Origin of the sequence: Hymenobacter perfusus (assembly GCF_003944765.1) — a bacterium.
Taxonomy (GTDB): Bacteria; Bacteroidota; Bacteroidia; order Cytophagales; family Hymenobacteraceae; genus Hymenobacter; species Hymenobacter perfusus.
In genome coordinates, this window is sequence record NZ_RWIU01000001.1 from 897,072 (window position 1) to 914,246 (window position 17,175).

The following is a 17,175-nucleotide window of genomic DNA, read 5'->3' on the forward strand; positions in this document are numbered from 1 at the left end:
CCGTCGATTACCTGCAAACCGCCTTACCGGCGTATTTCCGACGAAACCAAACCTTTGCTACTACCAACTCCGGGTTTTCCCCTGCCAATTTTGGGCTCCTCCGGATTTGGGACTATTTTTTCTGCTTTTTCAGGTACGCCCGGGCCTCATTGTAGGCCTCCGATTTGCGCTCGGCCTTGTCCTGCACTTCCTTATAATAGCGCACAGCATCGGCTGGCCGCTTCTGCTTGTCGGCAATGCGCCCCATGTTGAGCAGGGCGTAGAGGTAGAAACCCTGTTTGGTATCGTTGGTAGTTTCGGCAAATACCACGCACCGCTGGTAATACTCGCGGGCCTTGTCCAGGTCCTTGTACTGGTTCTGCATCAGGCTACCCAGGAAGAATGTGGCGTACCGGCCGCTGATGGCCTCGTAGCCCGGCAGGCCCCGGTTAATCTTATCCAGAATATCCCGGCTCACCCGCTCACACTCGCGCAGGTCGCCCACCTGATAGCTCATGAGGGCATAGAAGCGCTGGAAATAGCCGTTATCGGGGTAGGTAGTGGCCATGGCCTGGGCCAGCGGCAGCGCTTCGGTGGGCTTGTTTTCCTGGTTCTGCAGAATTTTCATTAGGAACACCTTCGCCTCCGTCCCGGTATAAAAACCGTTGGCCGATACGCCCCGCAACTGATTTAACCCCAGTTGCTTGTTGCCACGCGGAAAGAACAGTAGCACCGGTTTCAGCAGCGGGTAGTTTTCCGAAATCCAGGGCGAATAGTAATTAATCAGGGCCTGTCCGAACAGGAATTCCGGACTGAGGCCGTTGGCTTCCTTGCTCTTCTCCAGATACTCCAGCGCGTTTTTGCTGGCGAAAGTGGCCTTGCGCCAGTTGTGCCGCTCGGCATTCAGGCGGGCCGAAAACCCATAGGCCGCCGACAGAAAAAAGCAGGCTTCATAATTCTTATTATCAGCCTTATAGAGCCGTTCGCCCTTGGTAATGGCCGTATCCATGTAGGCCAGAAACACCTTGTCGTACTGCTCGTTGGTGATGTTGCTGGGCATGATTTTCCACCACGTCGTCAGGCCCAGCAGGAAGTAGGGCATGGGGTGGCTGGGGTAGCGGCGGCGCAGGCTGCGGAACTGCCGCTCGGCCTTATCGTGCTTGAAGTTGTAGATGTTGTTCACCGCGCCTTCCAGCTCCGTCTGAATGTCCTTATCCAGAAGCAACCAGCCCGATATATCCACGGCGGCCGGGGCTACATCAACGTTGGAAAGGTCAATCTGGCGGGCCGCACGGGCCGTGTCGGGTTGCTGAGCCTGTGCCCCAAGGGCAAACAGCAGCAGGCAACCAAGCAGAAAAAGGCGCATAGAGTACAACTTGGAACCCCTAGTATAGAGGAAATGGGCGGGAGACGGGCCCTATCATACGTGCCGGAACAAAAAAAAGAGGCTGAAGCTCCCACAGCCTCAACCTCTTTTGCGTTTACCAGGCACCAAAAGCGCCCGGGAAACGGCCAGCGGCTAAAATTCCCACCCAAAGCCGCTGGATGTCTGTTCCGAAAAACGGGCCTAGCGGCCGGTTTCGGGCTGGCGGGTAAGCCAGCTATATGCGTTATACTGTCCCGGCGTGAAGATGCGGGCCAGCTCTTGTTCGTACATGGTAGCGGCTTTCAGAGCCGCTGGGCTCGGCAGCAGGCGGCCTTCGGTTGCCGAGGCTACTAGGCCGGGGCGCTCCGTGGTTTCGCCCAACGTGGCCAGCTGCTGAAAGTACTGCCGGGTGCTACGCGCCACAGCCTTTTGCTGCTTGCCGGAGAGCTCCAGCGAAGCGGCCAGGTAGCGGGCCAGCCGGGTGCTGCGCAGCGTCACCGATTCGGGCTCCGCCACAGTTGGGCGGGCCTGCGCGAAGTGTGAGCCAACCACCAGCAGGGCTAACAACGTCAGGGCCAGCAGGTAGGTAGGGAGCATTTTCATTGGGGCAGCACGTTTAATATGTCAAAGGTCAGGATACGATACGCAGAATACTACCGCTCGGTTCGCCATTTTTGGTGCCTTATTGACCAAATGTATTAACTTCACGCTCCCACTCACGCCACTGAGGCATTACCGCGCCGTGAAATTACAATTTGAGCCCATTCATCCCACTGTTGACAGCTCGTTTACGCTCCTGCACTACACCGAAGTCAGCAAAGCTGAACTGCTCTGGCACTATCACCCTGAGTACGAGCTGGTGTACATTCCGCAGGGCCACGGCCGGCGGCACATCGGCCAGCATATTTCCCGCTTCGAGGAAGGTGAGCTGGTGCTCATTGGCCCCGACCTGCCCCATCTGACCTTCAGCTACGGCCAGCCGGTGGGCACACCCTTCGAGGAAATTGTGGTGCAGCTGCGCGGCGACTTTCTAGGCACCGACTTCTGGGACCGGCCCGAAATGGCGGCCATCCGGCAGCTGCTGGCCCGCTCCCATGAGGGGCTTTCCTTCGGGGGCACTACCCGCAACGCAGTAGGACCGGCGTTGCGGCAGCTGCTTTCGGCCCCGCCGTTTATGCGCCTGCTGCTGCTGCTGCAGGTATTGCAGGAGCTGGCGCAGGCCCCTACCACCGATATTCAGCCCCTGCACGCGGGCACCGGCGGCCAGGGCCTGAGCGGCAAGGAACAGCAGCGCCTGAGCCGGGTGTACCAGTTTGTGGAGCAGAATTACCAGCGCGCCACCCTCTCGGTACAGGAAGTAGCCGACGTGGCCTACCTCTCGGTACCGGCGTTCTGCCGCTACTTCAAGAAGATGACGCGTCACACGCTCACCGATTTCCTGCAGGAATACCGCGTGGGCCAGGCCTGCCGCCTGCTGCTGGATGATGACCTGGCCGTGACCGAAGTGTGTTACGCCTGCGGCTTCAATAACCTCTCGCACTTCAACAAAACATTCCGCAAGTTCACCGGCCAGAGCCCCACCGAGTACCGCCGCCAGCGCATGGGCAAGTAAGATTTAGGGTAGGAGGGTGAGAGGGTGTGGGGTAGGAGTTATCACGACTCCTACCCCACACCCTCTCACCCTCCTACCCTAAAACAAGGGAACAAGCAGCCTACGGCAAGTGTCTACCCGGTAGATGCTTGCTCTTCTTCTTTCCCTTCTTTTTCACTGGAATCAGCACTGGTTGCTGCTGGCTGAGGCCGGACTGGTTTCCGGGCCGCCTACCGAGAAGCCGCTGGTGCTGCAACCGGGCGCGCTGGCCTTTTCCCCGGTGCTTTTCACCGTAACCAGCCTGCGTGATGCGCGGCCGGGCCGGCCGGCGGTGGCGTGGCTCCTACCCGCAACTGCCACGGCCGGCACACTGGCCCAGCCGCTGGAGCTGCAGGGTGGCACCGAAGCGGCCCTGCAGCAGTTTGTAGCGCGTAGTTTGCCCCGGCAGGCAGCCCGCTACGCCGTGACGGTGCGGGTGCTGGAATGCCGGGTGCAGGAAACGCCGGGGGTCAGCCGGCAGGCGGCCGGGCAGGTTACGGTGCGGCTGGCGTTTGACTGGCGTAACCCGGAAGGCCAGACGATTACGCTGACCGAGTATCGGGGCGGGGCGCGGTACCTGCGGCCCCTCACCAGCCGGGCAGTAGTGGAGTCAACGCTGCGGCAGGCATTGCTGAGCGGCTTCACCTATTTCAACCAGTGGCTCACGCAAGCCCTGCCGCACGATGTACGGCTGGCTACGGCTGTGCAACCTGTTTTCCGGTACGAAACCCGCCGGACGGAGCCCGATACGCTGTTCTACGACCCGGCCCGGCCGCTCACCTGGAATGACTTCACGGGCCAGCCGCGCCCGAAAGGCCGGTACGCGGCAGCCGTGTTTCCGGGGTTTGCCTACCAGGGTCGTCCGCAGGTGGTAAACGGCGTGGTAGTGTTGGATGTACGCCTGCAGATATTCGTGGTGCGCAGCTCTTCATGGGTCGCGCCCGGACAGCAGAATCCCACTAACCTCAACCACGAGCAGCGGCACTTCGACATTGTACGGCTGGTGGCGGAGCGGTTTCGGCGCAAAGCCACACCCGATAGCCTCACGGTGCGGGACTATCAGAGCATTCTGGGCTGGCAATACCTGAAATCCTTCACCGAAATGAACCACCTGCAGGACCAATACGACCAGGAAACGCAGGGAGGCCTCAACCTGGCGGCCCAGGACCGCTGGAACCGCCGCATCGAGGCGGAGCTGCGGGGCTATGGCATCAGTCCGTAATTCCAGGCTGGCATGAAAGGCAAAAAGCCCCCGGTGTATAACACACCGGAGGCTTTTTAGATACATGTAGGATAGACGAATAGGAACACCTTAATAGTATAGCATTACAGTGGCGTAGCGGCCGTAGTGGTGCGCACAAACAGCATGACATCGTAGGCTTCGGAGAGCTTGAAGGGGAAATAGGAATTCTTACCACTTTCGGGGCTGTAGCCTACCAAGCGGTGCCCCCGGCGCACGTCCTGCGCCTGCAGCTGGCTGGTATTCAGATAGAATACTGGGGGCGTGAGGGCCTGTAGGCTGGCCTCCCAGGAGCCCGCCACGGGCGCTTCGAGGGGGTAAGCAGCCATAGGACTAGCGGCGGAGATAAAGCGGTGCTTGGTGGCTGCTACTGTGCCCGTGGCCGTAGTGGTACCCAGCACAAAGTACTGGCCGGGGAACATGCGCTCCAGAAACTTCCCGGTACCGCCACCGTTGTTGTCGCCGGGTACGGCCAGGCGGCGCGATACGTGCGCATCGTGCGCCCAAACAATGACTTTGCTGCCTTTATCCCGCACCAGAAACCGAGTCATTTCGGCCATCAGGCTGTCGCGCGACGACTCCTGCTTGTTCACCTTGGGCTGGTAGAAGGTATCGAAGTAGTGGTGCAGATTTTTAAGCGCCCCGGCCACTACCGGGCGCTGCCGCTGCGTCAGCTTCACATTGGTCAGGGCTTTTTCCAGCTGCTCGGTGGCTTCGTAGCCGGCCCAGCCGTTGGCCAGCATCTCGGGCCGCTTGAACGGGATGCTCCGGTCGTTGAGGTCAACCCATACTTTGTCCTGGTACTGGGTGCGCTGCACCAGCTGCTCGGTGAGGGCCTTCACCTCGGGCGTGGCGGTGGCCAGCTGTTCGCGCAGCACCTCGGCGGCCGTGGTGCCAAACATGCCGTCGATACCGGTCAGCTCCACTTTCCGCAGGTGGGACGTGTTATAGGTGTGCATCCAGTTCAGCATTTCCTCGGTTTCGCGGTTTTGCCAGATGCTGAGCAGGTGCTTTTTCATCAGCGGCTTCAAGTCGTCGATGGTGGCGGAGTGCATGGCCTGGTTGAGGCGGTAGCAGTCAGCATAGGTGTTTTCAAGCGCCACTTGGTTGAACCCCTCATCCTCCATCAGAACGCGCGTGAGCCAGAAGCGCAGCTTGTAAAATTCGGCCGTGCCATGGGTGCCTTCGCCCAGGGCCACTACTTTTTTGCCGCGCATTTGCTTGATGAGCGGCTGCACTGCCTGGCGGAACAGGAAGTAGCTCTGGGTATTCACGGCATTCACTACCGAGGCATCGAGGATGATGCGGGCAGTATCGGAAGCGGCGGCCGACGCAACTGGAGCCGTCTGGGCCGAGGCGGCGGCAACAGGAGCGGTGAGCAGCGTGGCGGCGAGCAGGGAGCGGAAGAAGGTTTTCATAACGAGGTAGCGAATAAGGTGTCGGGAGAGAAAGGCCAGCCGTTCAGCGACTGGCAACGACACAAAGGAATAGCCCCTGGCAGGCGAAAAGAAGCTTTATTAGACCAGGGCAGGCCGCGAGGCGACGAAGCAAACGGCCCGGCTTTTTGGTCGAAAAAAACACCCCCATTAGTCGAAAACCGGCGTCAGACATGCGGCAGGCGGCCGGAAAAACCACCAACTTGGCCCCATGCAAACGCCCTCCCCCACCCTGCTCCCCGACCGGCCCAGCCGCTTCCCGCTCGTGTTTGAGGGGCTGGTGTGGGTGCTGTACGTGGGCATGTATAAGTACAATGGGTTCATGGAGGCCGTTGCCCACCGGCCCACTGACCGCGCCAACTTTCCTTATCCGCAGCTCATGCTGTTTGCCGTAGCGGCCACTCTTTACATCATTCCCTACTACCGGGGGCTGGTGCCGGCCCTGCTGCGCCGGCGGCGCTACTTACTGCTGGGTATAGGCTCGGTGGTGTACCTGTGGTGGGGCATCAAGCTGAACATGCTGCTGGCCCACGGTGCCTTTCAGCACGTAGCGCGCCCGCCGCTGCTGGCGGAATACTACCACGCGGGCTACGTGACGGCAGCTGGTCAATTGCTTACCCGGACTCAACCGTATATCAGCTTGCTGTTTACTGATTTATTGACCTTCAGCTGCGTAGCCTTTATGCGCGTGGCCTTTGAGCACGAATACCGCCGCCGCCACCTGGAAAAAGACCACTTGGCCCTGCAGATGGAGCAACTGAAAGCCCAGCTGCAACCACATTTCCTTTTCAACACCCTCAACAGCATTTACGGCCTGAGCCTGACCGGCTCGCCCGAAACGCCGCGCTTTATTCTGCTGCTCTCGGAACTGATGCGTTACGTGCTGTATGACAGCGGCAAAGCCCGGATTGCATTGCCCGAGGAGGTGTCGTTTCTGGAGAATTACTTTGAGCTGGAGCAGCGCAAGTATGCCGGGGCGCGGGTGGAGTTTCGGGCGGTGGGTGCCCCGGAGGCCGCTGCTATGCAGGTGCCGCCGCTGCTGCTGCTGCCGCTGGTAGAAAACAGTTTCAAGCACGGCCGCCACCATTTCTCCGATGACGCTACCGTAGAGGCAACGCTCACAACCACGCCCGGCCGCCTGCACTTCCTCATCGAAAACGACATGCTGCCCGAAGTGCCGGCCGCCTCGCCCAAACGCAGCGGCGGCATTGGCCTCCAGAATATCCGCCAGCGCCTCCACCTCTACTACCCGAATGCCCATGAGCTCCACCTCACCGAACAGAACGGCCGCTACCGTGCCGAGCTGACACTGCGGGTGTAGCCGTCAATACCTGCCTCCTTATTTCTTACGCACTGTTCACTGCTATGACCACTACATCTGCCCCCGTTCGTTGCCTGATTGTGGATGATGAGCCGCTGGCTCACCAGGTGCTCACCCAGTTCATCGGCCAGACGCCCGGCCTCACGCTCACGGGCAAGTGCCGCAACGCCATGGAAGCCTACGAGCACCTGGCCCAGCACCCCGTAGACCTGCTGTTTCTGGATATTGAGATGCCCCTGGTGACGGGCCTGAACTTCCTCAAGAGCCTCACGCACCCGCCCAAAACCGTGCTGACCACCGCCTACCGCGAGTATGCCTACGAGGGCTACGAGCTGGACGTACTGGATTATCTGCTCAAGCCCTTCAGCTACGAGCGGTTTATGAAAGCCGTGGCCCGCCTGCCCGCCACCCAGCCCGTGCCGCCCGCCGATGCTACCACCGAGAAATACCTGCTGGTGAAGGAGCGCCAGGGCCTGCTGAAAGTCCCACACCGCGACATTGTGTACGTGGAGGGCTGCAAGGACTACGTAAAAATCACGACGGCCACCAAAACCTACCTGCTGCATCAGACCATGAAGGACATGGTGGAAGTGCTGGGCGCGGCTTTTCTGCGGGTACACCGCTCGTTTATCGTGGCGGCGGCCCACATCCGGATGCTGCAGCCCGATAACGTGCTGCTGCTGGATAACACGCTCATTCCCATCGGCAACTCCTACCGTAGTGAACTGCTGGCCTATTTCCGGAAATAACCTCTGCTGCTATTTTCTCTTTCCTCCTTATTCCCTCGCTGTATGCTCCGCAAATCCCTTTCCCTGCTTGTGCTGCCGCTGCTATGGGCCGGCACTGCCCTGGCCCAAACGGCCCCCACGGCCTTCAACCAGCCCCGGCTCGACAGCCTGCTCACAGCCCTGGATGCCAACCACAAGCTGGCCGGCAGCCTCCAACTCACCCAAAATGGCAAGGTGGTGTACCGCCGCGCCATCGGGCAGGAGCAGCCGGGCGTACCGGCTACCACCGCCACCCGCTACCGCATCGGCAGCGTGACTAAGCTGTTCACGGCTACCCTGATCATGCAGTTGGTGGAAGAAGGCAAGCTGAAGCTGGACGCACCTATCATCACGTGGTTTCCGACGCTGCCCAACGCCGGCAAAATCACCGTGGATCAGCTGCTGCACCACCGTAGCGGCCTGGGCGATTTTACGCGGGACCCGGCTTACGGGCAGTTCATGAGTCAGCCTAAAACCCAGGCCGAGCTGCTGGCCATCATCCAGGCGCGGCCCGTGGATTTTGAGCCGGGCGCGAAATATGACTACAACAATTCCAACTATCTGGTGCTGGGCTACCTGGTGGAAAAGCTCACGAAACAGCCTTACGCCCAGGCTCTTCAAAAGCGCATTACGGGTAAGCTGGCCCTGAAGGAAACCTATTATGGCGGCCGCCTCGACGCGCAGAAGCACGAAGCGGCTTCGTTCAGCTGGGACGGCAAAACCTGGAGCATCCAGCCGGAAACCGACATGAGCGTACCCGGCGGCGCGGGTGCCATCACCTCCACCCCCGCCGACCTGACGCGCTTCGTGGAGGGCCTGTTTGCGGGCAAGCTGGTGAAGCCGGCCACCCTGCAGCAGATGCTGAACATGCAGGACAACTACGGCGCGGGCCTCATGCCTATTCCGTTCAGCGACAAACAGGGCTACGGCCACTTCGGCGTTATCGATGGGTACCGCTCAGCCCTCACGTACTTCCCCGCCGATAAGCTGACCGTGGCGTATTGCGGCAACGGCATCAGTAGCGGCTACACGGTTAACGACCTAATGCTTGGCACCCTGGCCATCTACTTCAACAAGCCCTACCGGTTACCCAACTTCAATGGGCCCACGCTTACCGAAGCTGAGCTGAGCACCTACTTTGGCACGTATGCCAGCACCCAGATGCCGCTCAAAATTACCGTTACGGCTTCGGGCACCACGCTTCTGGCACAGGCCACGGGCCAGAGTGCCTTCCCGCTCACGCCGGTTTCCAAAACACAATTTACGTACGCCGCCGCCGGCCTCACCATGGATTTCGACCCGGCGGCCCACACGTTCACGCTACGCCAGGGCGCCAACAATATCCTGTTCACCCGCGAGTAACGTCTGCCTATATCTTACGCCAAACGGCCCCCGTTCGGAAAATTCCGAACGGGGGCCGTTTTTATGCGGGGCGGATGGCCGGCAGGCTAGTTTTTCACTTTCACCTGTCCGTCGTCGGCGTCGCGCTTTACTTTGGTGCCGTTGCTGTACTCCACCTTCGTGTCGCCGTCCTTGTCCACTTTCACGGTTTTGCCGTTGGAGTACACGATTTTGGTTTCACCGTTTTTCTTCTTGTCGTACTTCACAATGCTGGGGCCGCTACGACGGGCGGGCGCGGTGGTTTCGCGGGTCGTAACTACCGTGGTGGTGTACGGCGTGCCCTCGTAGTAGCTGCCCCGGTTGGAGGCGTAGGTGTTGTATTGTGGCTCCGATACGTAGGTTTTCACCTGCTGGTCGGTTTCATCGTTCACCTGGCGCAGGGCGGCGTAGCGGCCGGTGGTATCGGTGGTGTAGCGGGTATTTACCTCGTTCAGGCGGCGGCCCCGGGTGTAGTAGGTGTTGGTCACCTGCGTTACTACCACGGTATCCGTCAGCTTCAGGTCATCGGCAATGCGGGAAGCCAGCCGGTCGGCTTCGGTGCGATAAGCAGCCGTATCGGTGGTCATGGCACCGTCATTCACTACCACGGCCGTATCGGCTGAGGGAGTAGTGGCCGCGTCCACGACAGCGGGTTTGTCCTGGTTGCAGGAAGCCATTGCCAGCGTGGCAGCGGCGGAGAGGAAAAGCAGGGACTTATTCATGCGAACTATCGAAAAGTGAAAAACACAGCGCCGGCATATAGGGCCGAGTCTATGCTGTGGGGGCTGATACGGCAGGGCCTGAACACGGGTTGCCGACCACCAGTAGAAAAAGCCGACCCGCCGGGCAACGGTTCGGGCCGGGTAACCATCTGGCTCAGTATCAATTCCTGGTCCATCTTCCACGCTTTATCCTGCTCAGATGAAAACGAACTTCTTACTCGCCTCCCTCGCCGCCACGGCTTTGCTCAGCGGCGCTATCACCCTGACCGCCGCCGCCCAGCAAACCCGCTCCGTGAGCGGCTTCGAGCAAGTGAAAGCCAGCGGCGCCATTGATGTGGTGCTCACCCAGGGCAGCGCCACTACGGTGAAAGTGGATGCCGACTCCGATGTACTGGCCAGCGTGAAAACCGAGGTGCAGGGCAACACCCTGGTGCTGTTCCGCGAGCAGGGCCTGCTTTCAATGCTGTCCAACAAGAAGGTCACCGTGTACATCACCTGCCCCCGGCTCACGGCCGTCACGGTCAGCGGGGCGTCCGATGTAAAAAGTACCACGACCTTCACTGCCGACAGCTTCACCATTCAGGCCAGCGGCGCTTCCGACGTGACGCTGAACCTGGACGTAAAAACCCTCTCCGCCTCGGCCTCCGGGGCCAGCGACCTGCGCCTGACCGGCCGCGCCGACCGCCAGAAAATCCACCTCAGCGGCAGCAGCGACTATAAAGGCTACGACCTGCAAAGCCGTGCCGCCGACATCCACGCCAGCGGTGCTTCCGATGCCTACGTGGCTGTGGCCGACGAGCTGCAAAGCCACACCTCCGGCTCCAGCGACGTGCATTATCGGGGCAAACCCCGTGTGAGCCGCTAACGGCTCATCCATTCCGAACTACCAAAACGGCCCCGCAACACAGGTTGCGGGGCCGTTTTTTTGACTGGCTATTGCCGATTTCTGTTACTCCTTCACGATAACCGAAGTACCGTGCTCGGTGCCGGCGGCGTAGCGCACCAGGTAGTGGCCCGCCGTCAGCCCGGCCACGTTCAGCAGCGTAGCCGTAGTGCCGGGCTTACTCAGGAACCGGGCCACCCGGCGGCCATCAAAGGCGAAAATGGAAACCGTGGCCCCGGCCGGAGCGGCCGGATGGCTGAGCGTGAGTTGGCCGGTGGTCGGATTCGGGAAGGCGGCCAGGACGAGCTGCCGGGCCGCGAGCGTGCCAGTAGTGGTGGTGCGGTTGCCTTTCACGGCTACGTTCTGGAGCAGCGAGTAGCGGCCGGGGCTGGAGCTGCCGCAGCTGAAGTACAGGCGCACCGTGAGCGTCTGGCCAGCCGTGAGGTTGAGGCCGGTGCCGCCGTTGAGGGCCAGGTGGTAGCGGTTGGTGAGGCCATTGAACTGGTTGGCCAGCGCAATGGGCGTGGCGAAGGCGCCGTTGGCGGAAGCTGCCAGCGCGCCGCCCGGCCCGGTGCCGCCAGTTACGTCCACGGAGTCGGCCGTGAAGTTGCTGCGCGAGTACACCACGGCCAGCTTGGTGTTGCTGGAGGTGTTGTAGAAGCCCGCCGTGAGCAGCAGCGAATCGAGGCGCACGGCTTGGCCGGCGGCGGCCGTCACGGTAAACTGCTCGTAGAAGCGGCGGTTGAGGTTACCACCCGGTCCGCCCGAGGCCGTGCCCCAGGAACCGTCGCCGTTGCTGGTGACGCCCAGCGCCTGCCCGAAGGCCGCCGAATACGCCGGCACCGTGGCCACGGTCGTCCCGTTGGACACGAACAGACGCTTGAGCGTGGGCGTGCTGGCCGTAACGGCCACGCTGCGCACGGCGGCGTCATCGGCGGCAGAAGTTGTAAGAGGCCATTGCTGCAACACCACCGATACCAACTGCTGCTGGTTGGTGGCGATGCCGGTAACAGCCGCCGTAACGGCCGCCGCGCCGGTGCTGGCGTGGCTGATGCTGCCCACGTAGCTGCCCACCGCCGCCGCGTTCAGCCGCACGCTAACCGGCGTGGCGGCCAGCACGCCCGCCGTGGGAGCTAGGCTCAGGGGGCTGGCGCTGGTGCTCCAGGTAGTGCCGTTAGCCGATACCTCGTAGCCGGCCGGGGGCGTGATGATTACCGGCGCGGTCAGGTTCTCACCCGCCAACGTGTACGACTGCGCCGCCGAAGGCCCGCCCGCATACTGCGTAAATGTGCCCAGGCTACCTGTAACAGTCAGCGTAGGCACGCTCGATACCCGCACCGAGTCGGTGACGTGCGCAGTCTGGCCGGTTTTGGCGGCTCGCACAAAGTAGTAGTACGCACTGCCCAAGGGCGGCACGGCATCCGTGAGCTGGAAATTCACGGTGGTGTCGGTGGCGGCCGTCAGCTCGCCCACCTTAGTGGCGGCGGCGCGGTCCACTGAGCGGAACAGCTCGTAGGTAATCTGGGCCTGGGGCCAGCTGGTATTCCAGCTGATGGTGGACGTAGTGGCTCCCTTCTCGACTTTCAGATTGGCCACGGCAATAGCGGGCTGGGCGGTAGCGGTGCCGAAGCCGGCAATGGCAGCCGGGTTCCAGGTACCGAACAGGGTGCTGGTGAGGTAGGCGGCGGTATCGGCCACGGCTAGCTGCTTCGACCAGGCCACGCGCTGGGCCACGGGCACCAGTTGGCCCCCGAAGTAGCGGCTGCGGAACTCGCCGTAGGTAATCAGGCTCACATCGGTACCCGCGTCCCAGGTTACCCAGCCCTCGGGCCGGATGCTGGCACTGAGGCGGCTGTTGATGAGCACCGTTTTGTTGTTGGCCAGCGGGCTGCTGCCGGTGGAGTTCTGCCAGGGCCGGCCCAGGGCGTACTGCGTGGCCCCGGTATTGGCCGGGAAGCGGGTTTTGCGGAACACGTAGCCCGCCGCCTGCCCCGCCGGAGTGTTGGCCGCCGTAATAAACGAGCTGCCCACCGTGGTGCGCGACTTGGCGTACACCACGCAGTTGTCAAACACGCCAATGGAGCTGCCGAAGATGAAATCCACGTTGCCATCCACGTAACAGTCGCGGAAGTAGTGGCGGGGCGTGCCGTTGCCCTTGGTGTAAAGCGTATCCTGGTTGCCCAGGAAGCGGCAGTTGCGGAAGGCGGCGCGGTCGGCATTCACCAGCACGGCCACGGCCTGGGTCCCGTCGCCGTAGGAATTCTCGAACGTGAGGTTGAGGGCACTGAAGTCGTTGGCATTCACCGTGAAGCTGGCCGAGTTCTGGGTGCCGACGGTGCCGCCCCCGGGCAGCGGCGTGCTGGCCCCGTCGTTGTAGGTCAGCACGGTGTTGGCCACACTTTCGCCCACCAGCTGCAGAAACGGCTTGGTGGCGGGCACCGTAATTTTCTCGCGGTAGCGGCCCTGCTTGATGAAGATGGTGTAGAGCGTGGTGCCGTTATCCGGGGCGGCGTTGATGGCGGCCTGCACCGTGCGAAAGTTGCCGCTGCCATCCTGGGCCACTACGGCATTATAAGTGGTGGTCTGGGCGCGGACGCTGAACAGCGTGGTCAGCAGCAAAAGCAAGCTGGTGACCAGCCAGTACCGATAGGTAGAGGTGTTGGGCATACGAATGGGGGAATTTGGTTGGTGGAAAGCAGAGCGGGAAGCGGGCAGCAGCTACTCCTGCGCGAAGCGGGTGAGCAGCTGCCGGGAGCCATCAAGGAAGCGCAGCAGGTAGGTCCCGGCCCCAAGCGGCGGCAGCGGCAGACGAGTTTCGCGGGCGTTGGGCGCTACCGGAGCGGTGGCTACCTGCTGGCCCAACGCGTTGTACACTATCAGGCGGGCACCGGGGCCGGCGGCCGGGTGCGCCACCCGCAACGGCCCGGTTTGCACCGGATTGGGGTACAGCTGCAGACCGGTACCGGACGTTTTAGCAGCCGGGGCGGCCAGTACCACGCCGGTGAGGCCGTTGAGGTAGTTTTCGAGCTGGGTGTAGCCGCTGGCGGTGCGGGTGTTGCGGTCGGCGGGGTTGGCGGGGTTCAGACCCCGGGCCGTTTCCCAGGCGTCGGGCATGCCGTCGTGGTCGGCGTCGGGCGGGGCGGGCTGGGAGTTGAGCGCGGGCCAGGCCCCGGTGGTCTGGGCGTAGGGCGTGCCGTGCGGGAAGCCGCCCTGCACGTCAATCAGGCTGCCGGTGCGGTTGCGCACATCCTGCACAATGCGCTGGTCATGGGCGTCGCGGACGGGTAGCACGGCCCCGGCTCCGGTCAGCACCGCCTCGTAGGCCTGCTGGGCGGGCTGGGCCGTCACCAGGCCGGCAAACGGTCCGGCCGCCTGCGCCTGTGCGGTATCGGCCTGGACGCCGCCGTTCATGGAGGCCCCACGCCAGTTGCGGGCCGTAATGCTGGCCGAGCCCTCCACGTAATTCCCGCTCAGGAAGTAGCGGCCGTAGGGCAGGCTGCTGCTCTTGTAGGGGTTGATAATCTGGTAGCGCACGGGCACGCCCACCGAGGAGCCTGTGGCCGTGGAAGGCCCGGCCTTGTAGTAGTTGCCGATGATGTTATAGTTGCCGCCCTCGCCCCCGTTGGTGGTGTAGCTGGCCCAGTTATAAAGCACGTTGTTCACGAACTCGGCGTTTTCCTGGCCGGGCGTGTTGGGCGAGAGGTTGCGGCTGCCATCAAACCGCGGCAGCCGGCCCCGGCAGTGGGCCAGCAGGTTGTGGTGAAACGAGGCATGCCGCCCGCCCCAGATGCCCCCGTAGGCGTGCCGCTCGAAGTCGGTATCCCCGGTTTCGAAGTGGTAGGAGTAGTCCAGCGGCTCGCTGATGAGATTCCACTGCAGCGTGATACTGTCGCCGGCGTACAGGGAGCAGGCTTCATCCGCCGACCAGCTCATGGAGCAGTGGTCAATCATCAGCTTGCGGCGGCCCACGCCGTTGAAGGCATCCCCGTCGCCGCTGCCGTTCACCATGCCCAGGTTCTGGAACTTGTCGCCCAGCCGGAAGCGCAGAAAGCGCACCACCACGTTGTCAGCCGCCACCGAAAACGGCTGGTCGGCCAGGCAGATTCCGTCGCCGGGGGCCGTCTGGCCCGCCAGGGTGGTGTTGGGCTGCTGCACCTTCAGAGGCGTGAGCAGATGAATGGTGCCCGACACCCGGAACACCACCGTGCGGTAGGTAGCGGGCTGGGTGAGGGCGTAGCGCAGGCTGCCGGGGTTGAGGTCGTCGTTGAGGTTGGTGACTTCGAACACCGTGGTGGCCGTGGTAGGCGTGCCCCGGCCACCGCTGGTGAAGCGGCCGGCCCCTTCGGCCCCCGGAAACGTGGGCAGCTGGGCCAGGGCCGGTAGTACGGCCGCCACAAGCAGGCCGGCCGCCAGCAGGGCCCGCAACGCAGAATGCCCCGGCCAACGCTGGGGTAGAGGTAGTAGCATACAGGAAAGGTGGGAATTGGGTAGAAACCGGCGCCGGCCCACGGGCCGACGAACCGGCAAAAGCGCGTTCAGGCTTGTATTCTACTGACTTACAGCGCCTATCCAGCGTCGCGCGGAGCAGTTTATTTGCGCAAACGTTGCCGGCAACGTTGCCGGCCCGCGCCCGGCCCGACGGCTGGTCGACAAATTCCGCCGGATTTCTATATTCGCACGGTCTGGCCGCTACTGGCGGGCAGCTCCGCTCCTGTTCTCTCCTTTCTTTCCTTCCGCTGAATGCAAACGTATTACCTCGAATTCTCCGAAGAAGAAGCCTCCGGCAGCTCCCACAAGTTCTACGAAGCCGTGGTGGATGGCACCCTGCTCACGCTCAGCTACGGGCGCATCGGCACGGCCGGCACCAGCACCAGCCAGGTGTGCGCCTCCGAGGAAGCCGCCACCAAGCTCGCCCTCAAAAAAGTAGCCGAGAAGAAGCGTAAAGGCTACGAGGAAGCCACCAAGGGCGTGCGCCAGAAGCGCACCATCACCCGCCGCGTCATCGAAAGCCGGCCATCCACCTCCAAGAATACGGCCCCGGTGCTGTGGCGCTTCCGCACCAGTTCCATTGCCTTCGGGATTTTCGTGGATGAAAAAGGCTGCTGGATTGGCAACCAGGAAGGCCGCGTGTTCAAGCTCAGCCACGAGGCCGAGGTGCAGCTCCAGTACCAGCTCAGCGAAGGCGTGAAGTGCATCGTATCGGATGGCTCGTGGGTGTACGTGGGCTGCGACGACGGCAACGTGTACGACCTGGCCGGCAAGACCCCACGCCTGGCCTACGAAATCAACCCCGCCATCGACATCTACTGGCTCGACATCCGCAACGGCCTGCTGGCCGTGTCCGACGCGGGCGGCAACCTCACTACCGTCAACTACGAGGACGAGGAACAGTGGGCCGTGAAAACCGCCGGCAGCCAGGCCTGGATGGCCCGCTGCGACGCCGCCGGCCGCATCTTCTACGGCGACAGTGCCGGCGTGAGCTGCTACTACGGCTGGGAGCAGGGCACGCGGGTGTGGCAGCAACCCACCGCCGAGGTGCTCTTCGGCTGGCTCGATGCCGACCACGTGTACGCCGGCACGGCCCGGGGCAAAGTCCACAAATTCACCCGCGAAGGCCAGCCGGTGCAAACCTTCCAGGCCGACAGCGCCGTGTTTTCCTGCGCCACCTCGCCCGGCGGCCGCCACGTGTTTGCCGGCGACAACAGCTCCTCGGTGTACTGCTTCGATGAGAGCGGGCAGCGCCTCTGGAAGCTGGCCACCGGCTGCGGCTCGGCCTGCTCCATGCAGTATTTCCAGGAGCGCCTTTACCTCGTCACTACCGATGGCTCCCTGGCCTGCCTCGACGTGAGCGAGGCCGCCATTGCCCAGGCCCAGCAGGGCGTGGTGCAGGCCGCCCGCAGCATCAAAGCCCCCACCGAGGCCGTGGCCGTGGTGCAGAGCGACGTGCTGGAAGCCGCCCCCGCCGCGGCTCAGGGCGTAGTGTTGCGCTGCGTGAAGGAAAGCGGCAAGCTGCGCGTGAAGGTGGAAACCACCGGCTACCACGCCGACTGGAACGTGCAGTTCCCCAAAAACCTGCGCCGGGAAGGCCAGCGCTACCTCGCCGAGCAGCTGGAACCCGCCGCCCACGGCCACTTCTACCGCGTTCTGGGCAACATCTACGCCCTCAACGCCGGACGGTAGCAAGCGGAGCTAAAGCGTACAGTATCACAGAACAGTCATGCTGAGCTTGCCGAAGCATCTCCACTGCTTCGTTAGTCGATTGTAGAGACGCGACACTTCGCGTCTCCCCGTTACTGACGTTGGGGCGGCCGATTCGTTCTGGCGGGAGACGCGAAGTGTCGCGTCTCCCGCTACATCGTTCAATAAGGATAGTCAGCGGCAGAGATGCTTCGGTCCCTGGCTTGGTACGCCACATGCTCAGCATGACCGTTCTATTGCGTTGTACCGAACT

At 62.4% G+C, this 17,175-nt stretch carries 13 protein-coding genes; 7 read left to right on the forward strand and 6 right to left on the reverse strand.

The genetic code is table 11. The features are described 5' to 3' along the window. Positions 1 to 112: 112 nt before the first annotated feature. On the reverse strand, positions 113 to 1,345 hold the full coding sequence (locus EI293_RS03830) for a tetratricopeptide repeat protein (RefSeq protein WP_125435814.1): 1,233 nt from the start codon (positions 1,343 to 1,345) through the stop codon (positions 113 to 115). 201 nt (positions 1,346 to 1,546) lie between these two features. Then, positions 1,547 to 1,942: a hypothetical protein gene (locus tag EI293_RS03835; protein WP_125435815.1), complete on the reverse strand. Its 396-nt coding sequence runs from the start codon at positions 1,940 to 1,942 to the stop codon at positions 1,547 to 1,549. A 145-nt stretch (positions 1,943 to 2,087) separates the two neighbouring features. Between EI293_RS03835 and EI293_RS03840 the strand changes: the two genes are divergently transcribed. Continuing rightward, positions 2,088 to 2,957: an AraC family transcriptional regulator gene (locus EI293_RS03840; protein WP_125435816.1), complete on the forward strand. Its 870-nt coding sequence runs from the start codon at positions 2,088 to 2,090 to the stop codon at positions 2,955 to 2,957. Positions 2,958 to 3,081: 124 nt separating this feature from the next. Continuing rightward, positions 3,082 to 4,197, forward strand: a complete 1,116-nt coding sequence (locus tag EI293_RS03845) for a hypothetical protein (protein WP_125435817.1) — start codon at positions 3,082 to 3,084, stop codon at positions 4,195 to 4,197. 104 nt (positions 4,198 to 4,301) lie between these two features. Here EI293_RS03845 and EI293_RS03850 read toward each other — a convergent pair whose 3' ends face one another. After that, on the reverse strand, positions 4,302 to 5,633 hold the full coding sequence (locus EI293_RS03850) for an erythromycin esterase family protein (RefSeq protein WP_125435818.1): 1,332 nt from the start codon (positions 5,631 to 5,633) through the stop codon (positions 4,302 to 4,304). Positions 5,634 to 5,862: 229 nt separating this feature from the next. Between EI293_RS03850 and EI293_RS03855 the strand changes: the two genes are divergently transcribed. Genes EI293_RS03855 through EI293_RS03865 form a run of 3 tightly spaced genes read left to right on the forward strand, consistent with a single transcriptional unit; the run spans position 5,863 to position 9,101 of the window. Next, positions 5,863 to 6,972 carry a sensor histidine kinase gene (locus tag EI293_RS03855; RefSeq protein ID WP_125435819.1) on the forward strand — a complete coding sequence of 370 codons (1,110 nt, stop codon included), beginning with the start codon at positions 5,863 to 5,865 and terminating at the stop codon, positions 6,970 to 6,972. A gap of 44 nt (positions 6,973 to 7,016) precedes the next feature. Next, positions 7,017 to 7,721 (forward strand): LytR/AlgR family response regulator transcription factor, encoded by a 705-nt coding sequence (locus EI293_RS03860; RefSeq protein WP_044003492.1) that lies wholly within the window; start codon positions 7,017 to 7,019, stop codon positions 7,719 to 7,721. A 42-nt stretch (positions 7,722 to 7,763) separates the two neighbouring features. Next, a complete protein-coding gene (locus EI293_RS03865) occupies positions 7,764 to 9,101 on the forward strand; it encodes a serine hydrolase domain-containing protein (RefSeq protein ID WP_125435820.1) in 1,338 nt (445 codons plus the stop codon). Between the two features lie 86 nt (positions 9,102 to 9,187). On the opposite strand, the gene EI293_RS03870 is transcribed toward EI293_RS03865, so the two are convergent. Further along, positions 9,188 to 9,841: a T-complex 10 C-terminal domain-containing protein gene (locus EI293_RS03870; RefSeq protein WP_125435821.1), complete on the reverse strand. Its 654-nt coding sequence runs from the start codon at positions 9,839 to 9,841 to the stop codon at positions 9,188 to 9,190. A gap of 199 nt (positions 9,842 to 10,040) precedes the next feature. Here EI293_RS03870 and EI293_RS03875 point away from each other — a divergent pair, with 199 nt between their 5' ends. After that, entirely contained in the window at positions 10,041 to 10,706 is a 666-nt protein-coding gene (locus EI293_RS03875; protein WP_125435822.1) for a head GIN domain-containing protein, read from the forward strand. Positions 10,707 to 10,790: 84 nt separating this feature from the next. Here the strand turns inward: EI293_RS03875 and EI293_RS03880 are convergent, their stop codons facing one another. Then, a complete protein-coding gene (locus EI293_RS03880; RefSeq protein ID WP_125435823.1) occupies positions 10,791 to 13,391 on the reverse strand; it encodes a pectinesterase family protein in 2,601 nt (866 codons plus the stop codon). 51 nt (positions 13,392 to 13,442) lie between these two features. Beyond that, positions 13,443 to 15,191 carry a T9SS type A sorting domain-containing protein gene (locus EI293_RS03885; protein WP_125435824.1) on the reverse strand — a complete coding sequence of 583 codons (1,749 nt, stop codon included), beginning with the start codon at positions 15,189 to 15,191 and terminating at the stop codon, positions 13,443 to 13,445. A gap of 273 nt (positions 15,192 to 15,464) precedes the next feature. Between EI293_RS03885 and EI293_RS03890 the strand changes: the two genes are divergently transcribed. Then, on the forward strand, positions 15,465 to 16,904 hold the full coding sequence (locus tag EI293_RS03890; protein ID WP_125435825.1) for a WGR domain-containing protein: 1,440 nt from the start codon (positions 15,465 to 15,467) through the stop codon (positions 16,902 to 16,904). The last annotated feature ends 271 nt before the right edge of the window (positions 16,905 to 17,175 follow it).

Bases quoted from the DNA above. Each gene is read 5' to 3' on its own strand.
- EI293_RS03885 (WP_125435824.1), bottom strand. From the start codon at position 15,191: ATGCTACTACCTCTACCCCAGCGTTGGCCGGGGCATTCTGCGTTGCGG.
- EI293_RS03845 (WP_125435817.1), top strand. From the start codon at position 3,082: ATGCTTGCTCTTCTTCTTTCCCTTCTTTTTCACTGGAATCAGCACTGG.
- EI293_RS03890 (WP_125435825.1), top strand. From the start codon at position 15,465: ATGCAAACGTATTACCTCGAATTCTCCGAAGAAGAAGCCTCCGGCAGC.
- EI293_RS03830 (WP_125435814.1), bottom strand. From the start codon at position 1,345: ATGCGCCTTTTTCTGCTTGGTTGCCTGCTGCTGTTTGCCCTTGGGGCA.
- EI293_RS03850 (WP_125435818.1), bottom strand. From the start codon at position 5,633: ATGAAAACCTTCTTCCGCTCCCTGCTCGCCGCCACGCTGCTCACCGCT.
- EI293_RS03870 (WP_125435821.1), bottom strand. From the start codon at position 9,841: ATGAATAAGTCCCTGCTTTTCCTCTCCGCCGCTGCCACGCTGGCAATG.
- EI293_RS03860 (WP_044003492.1), top strand. From the start codon at position 7,017: ATGACCACTACATCTGCCCCCGTTCGTTGCCTGATTGTGGATGATGAG.
- EI293_RS03855 (WP_125435819.1), top strand. From the start codon at position 5,863: ATGCAAACGCCCTCCCCCACCCTGCTCCCCGACCGGCCCAGCCGCTTC.
- EI293_RS03880 (WP_125435823.1), bottom strand. From the start codon at position 13,391: ATGCCCAACACCTCTACCTATCGGTACTGGCTGGTCACCAGCTTGCTT.
- EI293_RS03865 (WP_125435820.1), top strand. From the start codon at position 7,764: ATGCTCCGCAAATCCCTTTCCCTGCTTGTGCTGCCGCTGCTATGGGCC.
- EI293_RS03835 (WP_125435815.1), bottom strand. From the start codon at position 1,942: ATGCTCCCTACCTACCTGCTGGCCCTGACGTTGTTAGCCCTGCTGGTG.
- EI293_RS03875 (WP_125435822.1), top strand. From the start codon at position 10,041: ATGAAAACGAACTTCTTACTCGCCTCCCTCGCCGCCACGGCTTTGCTC.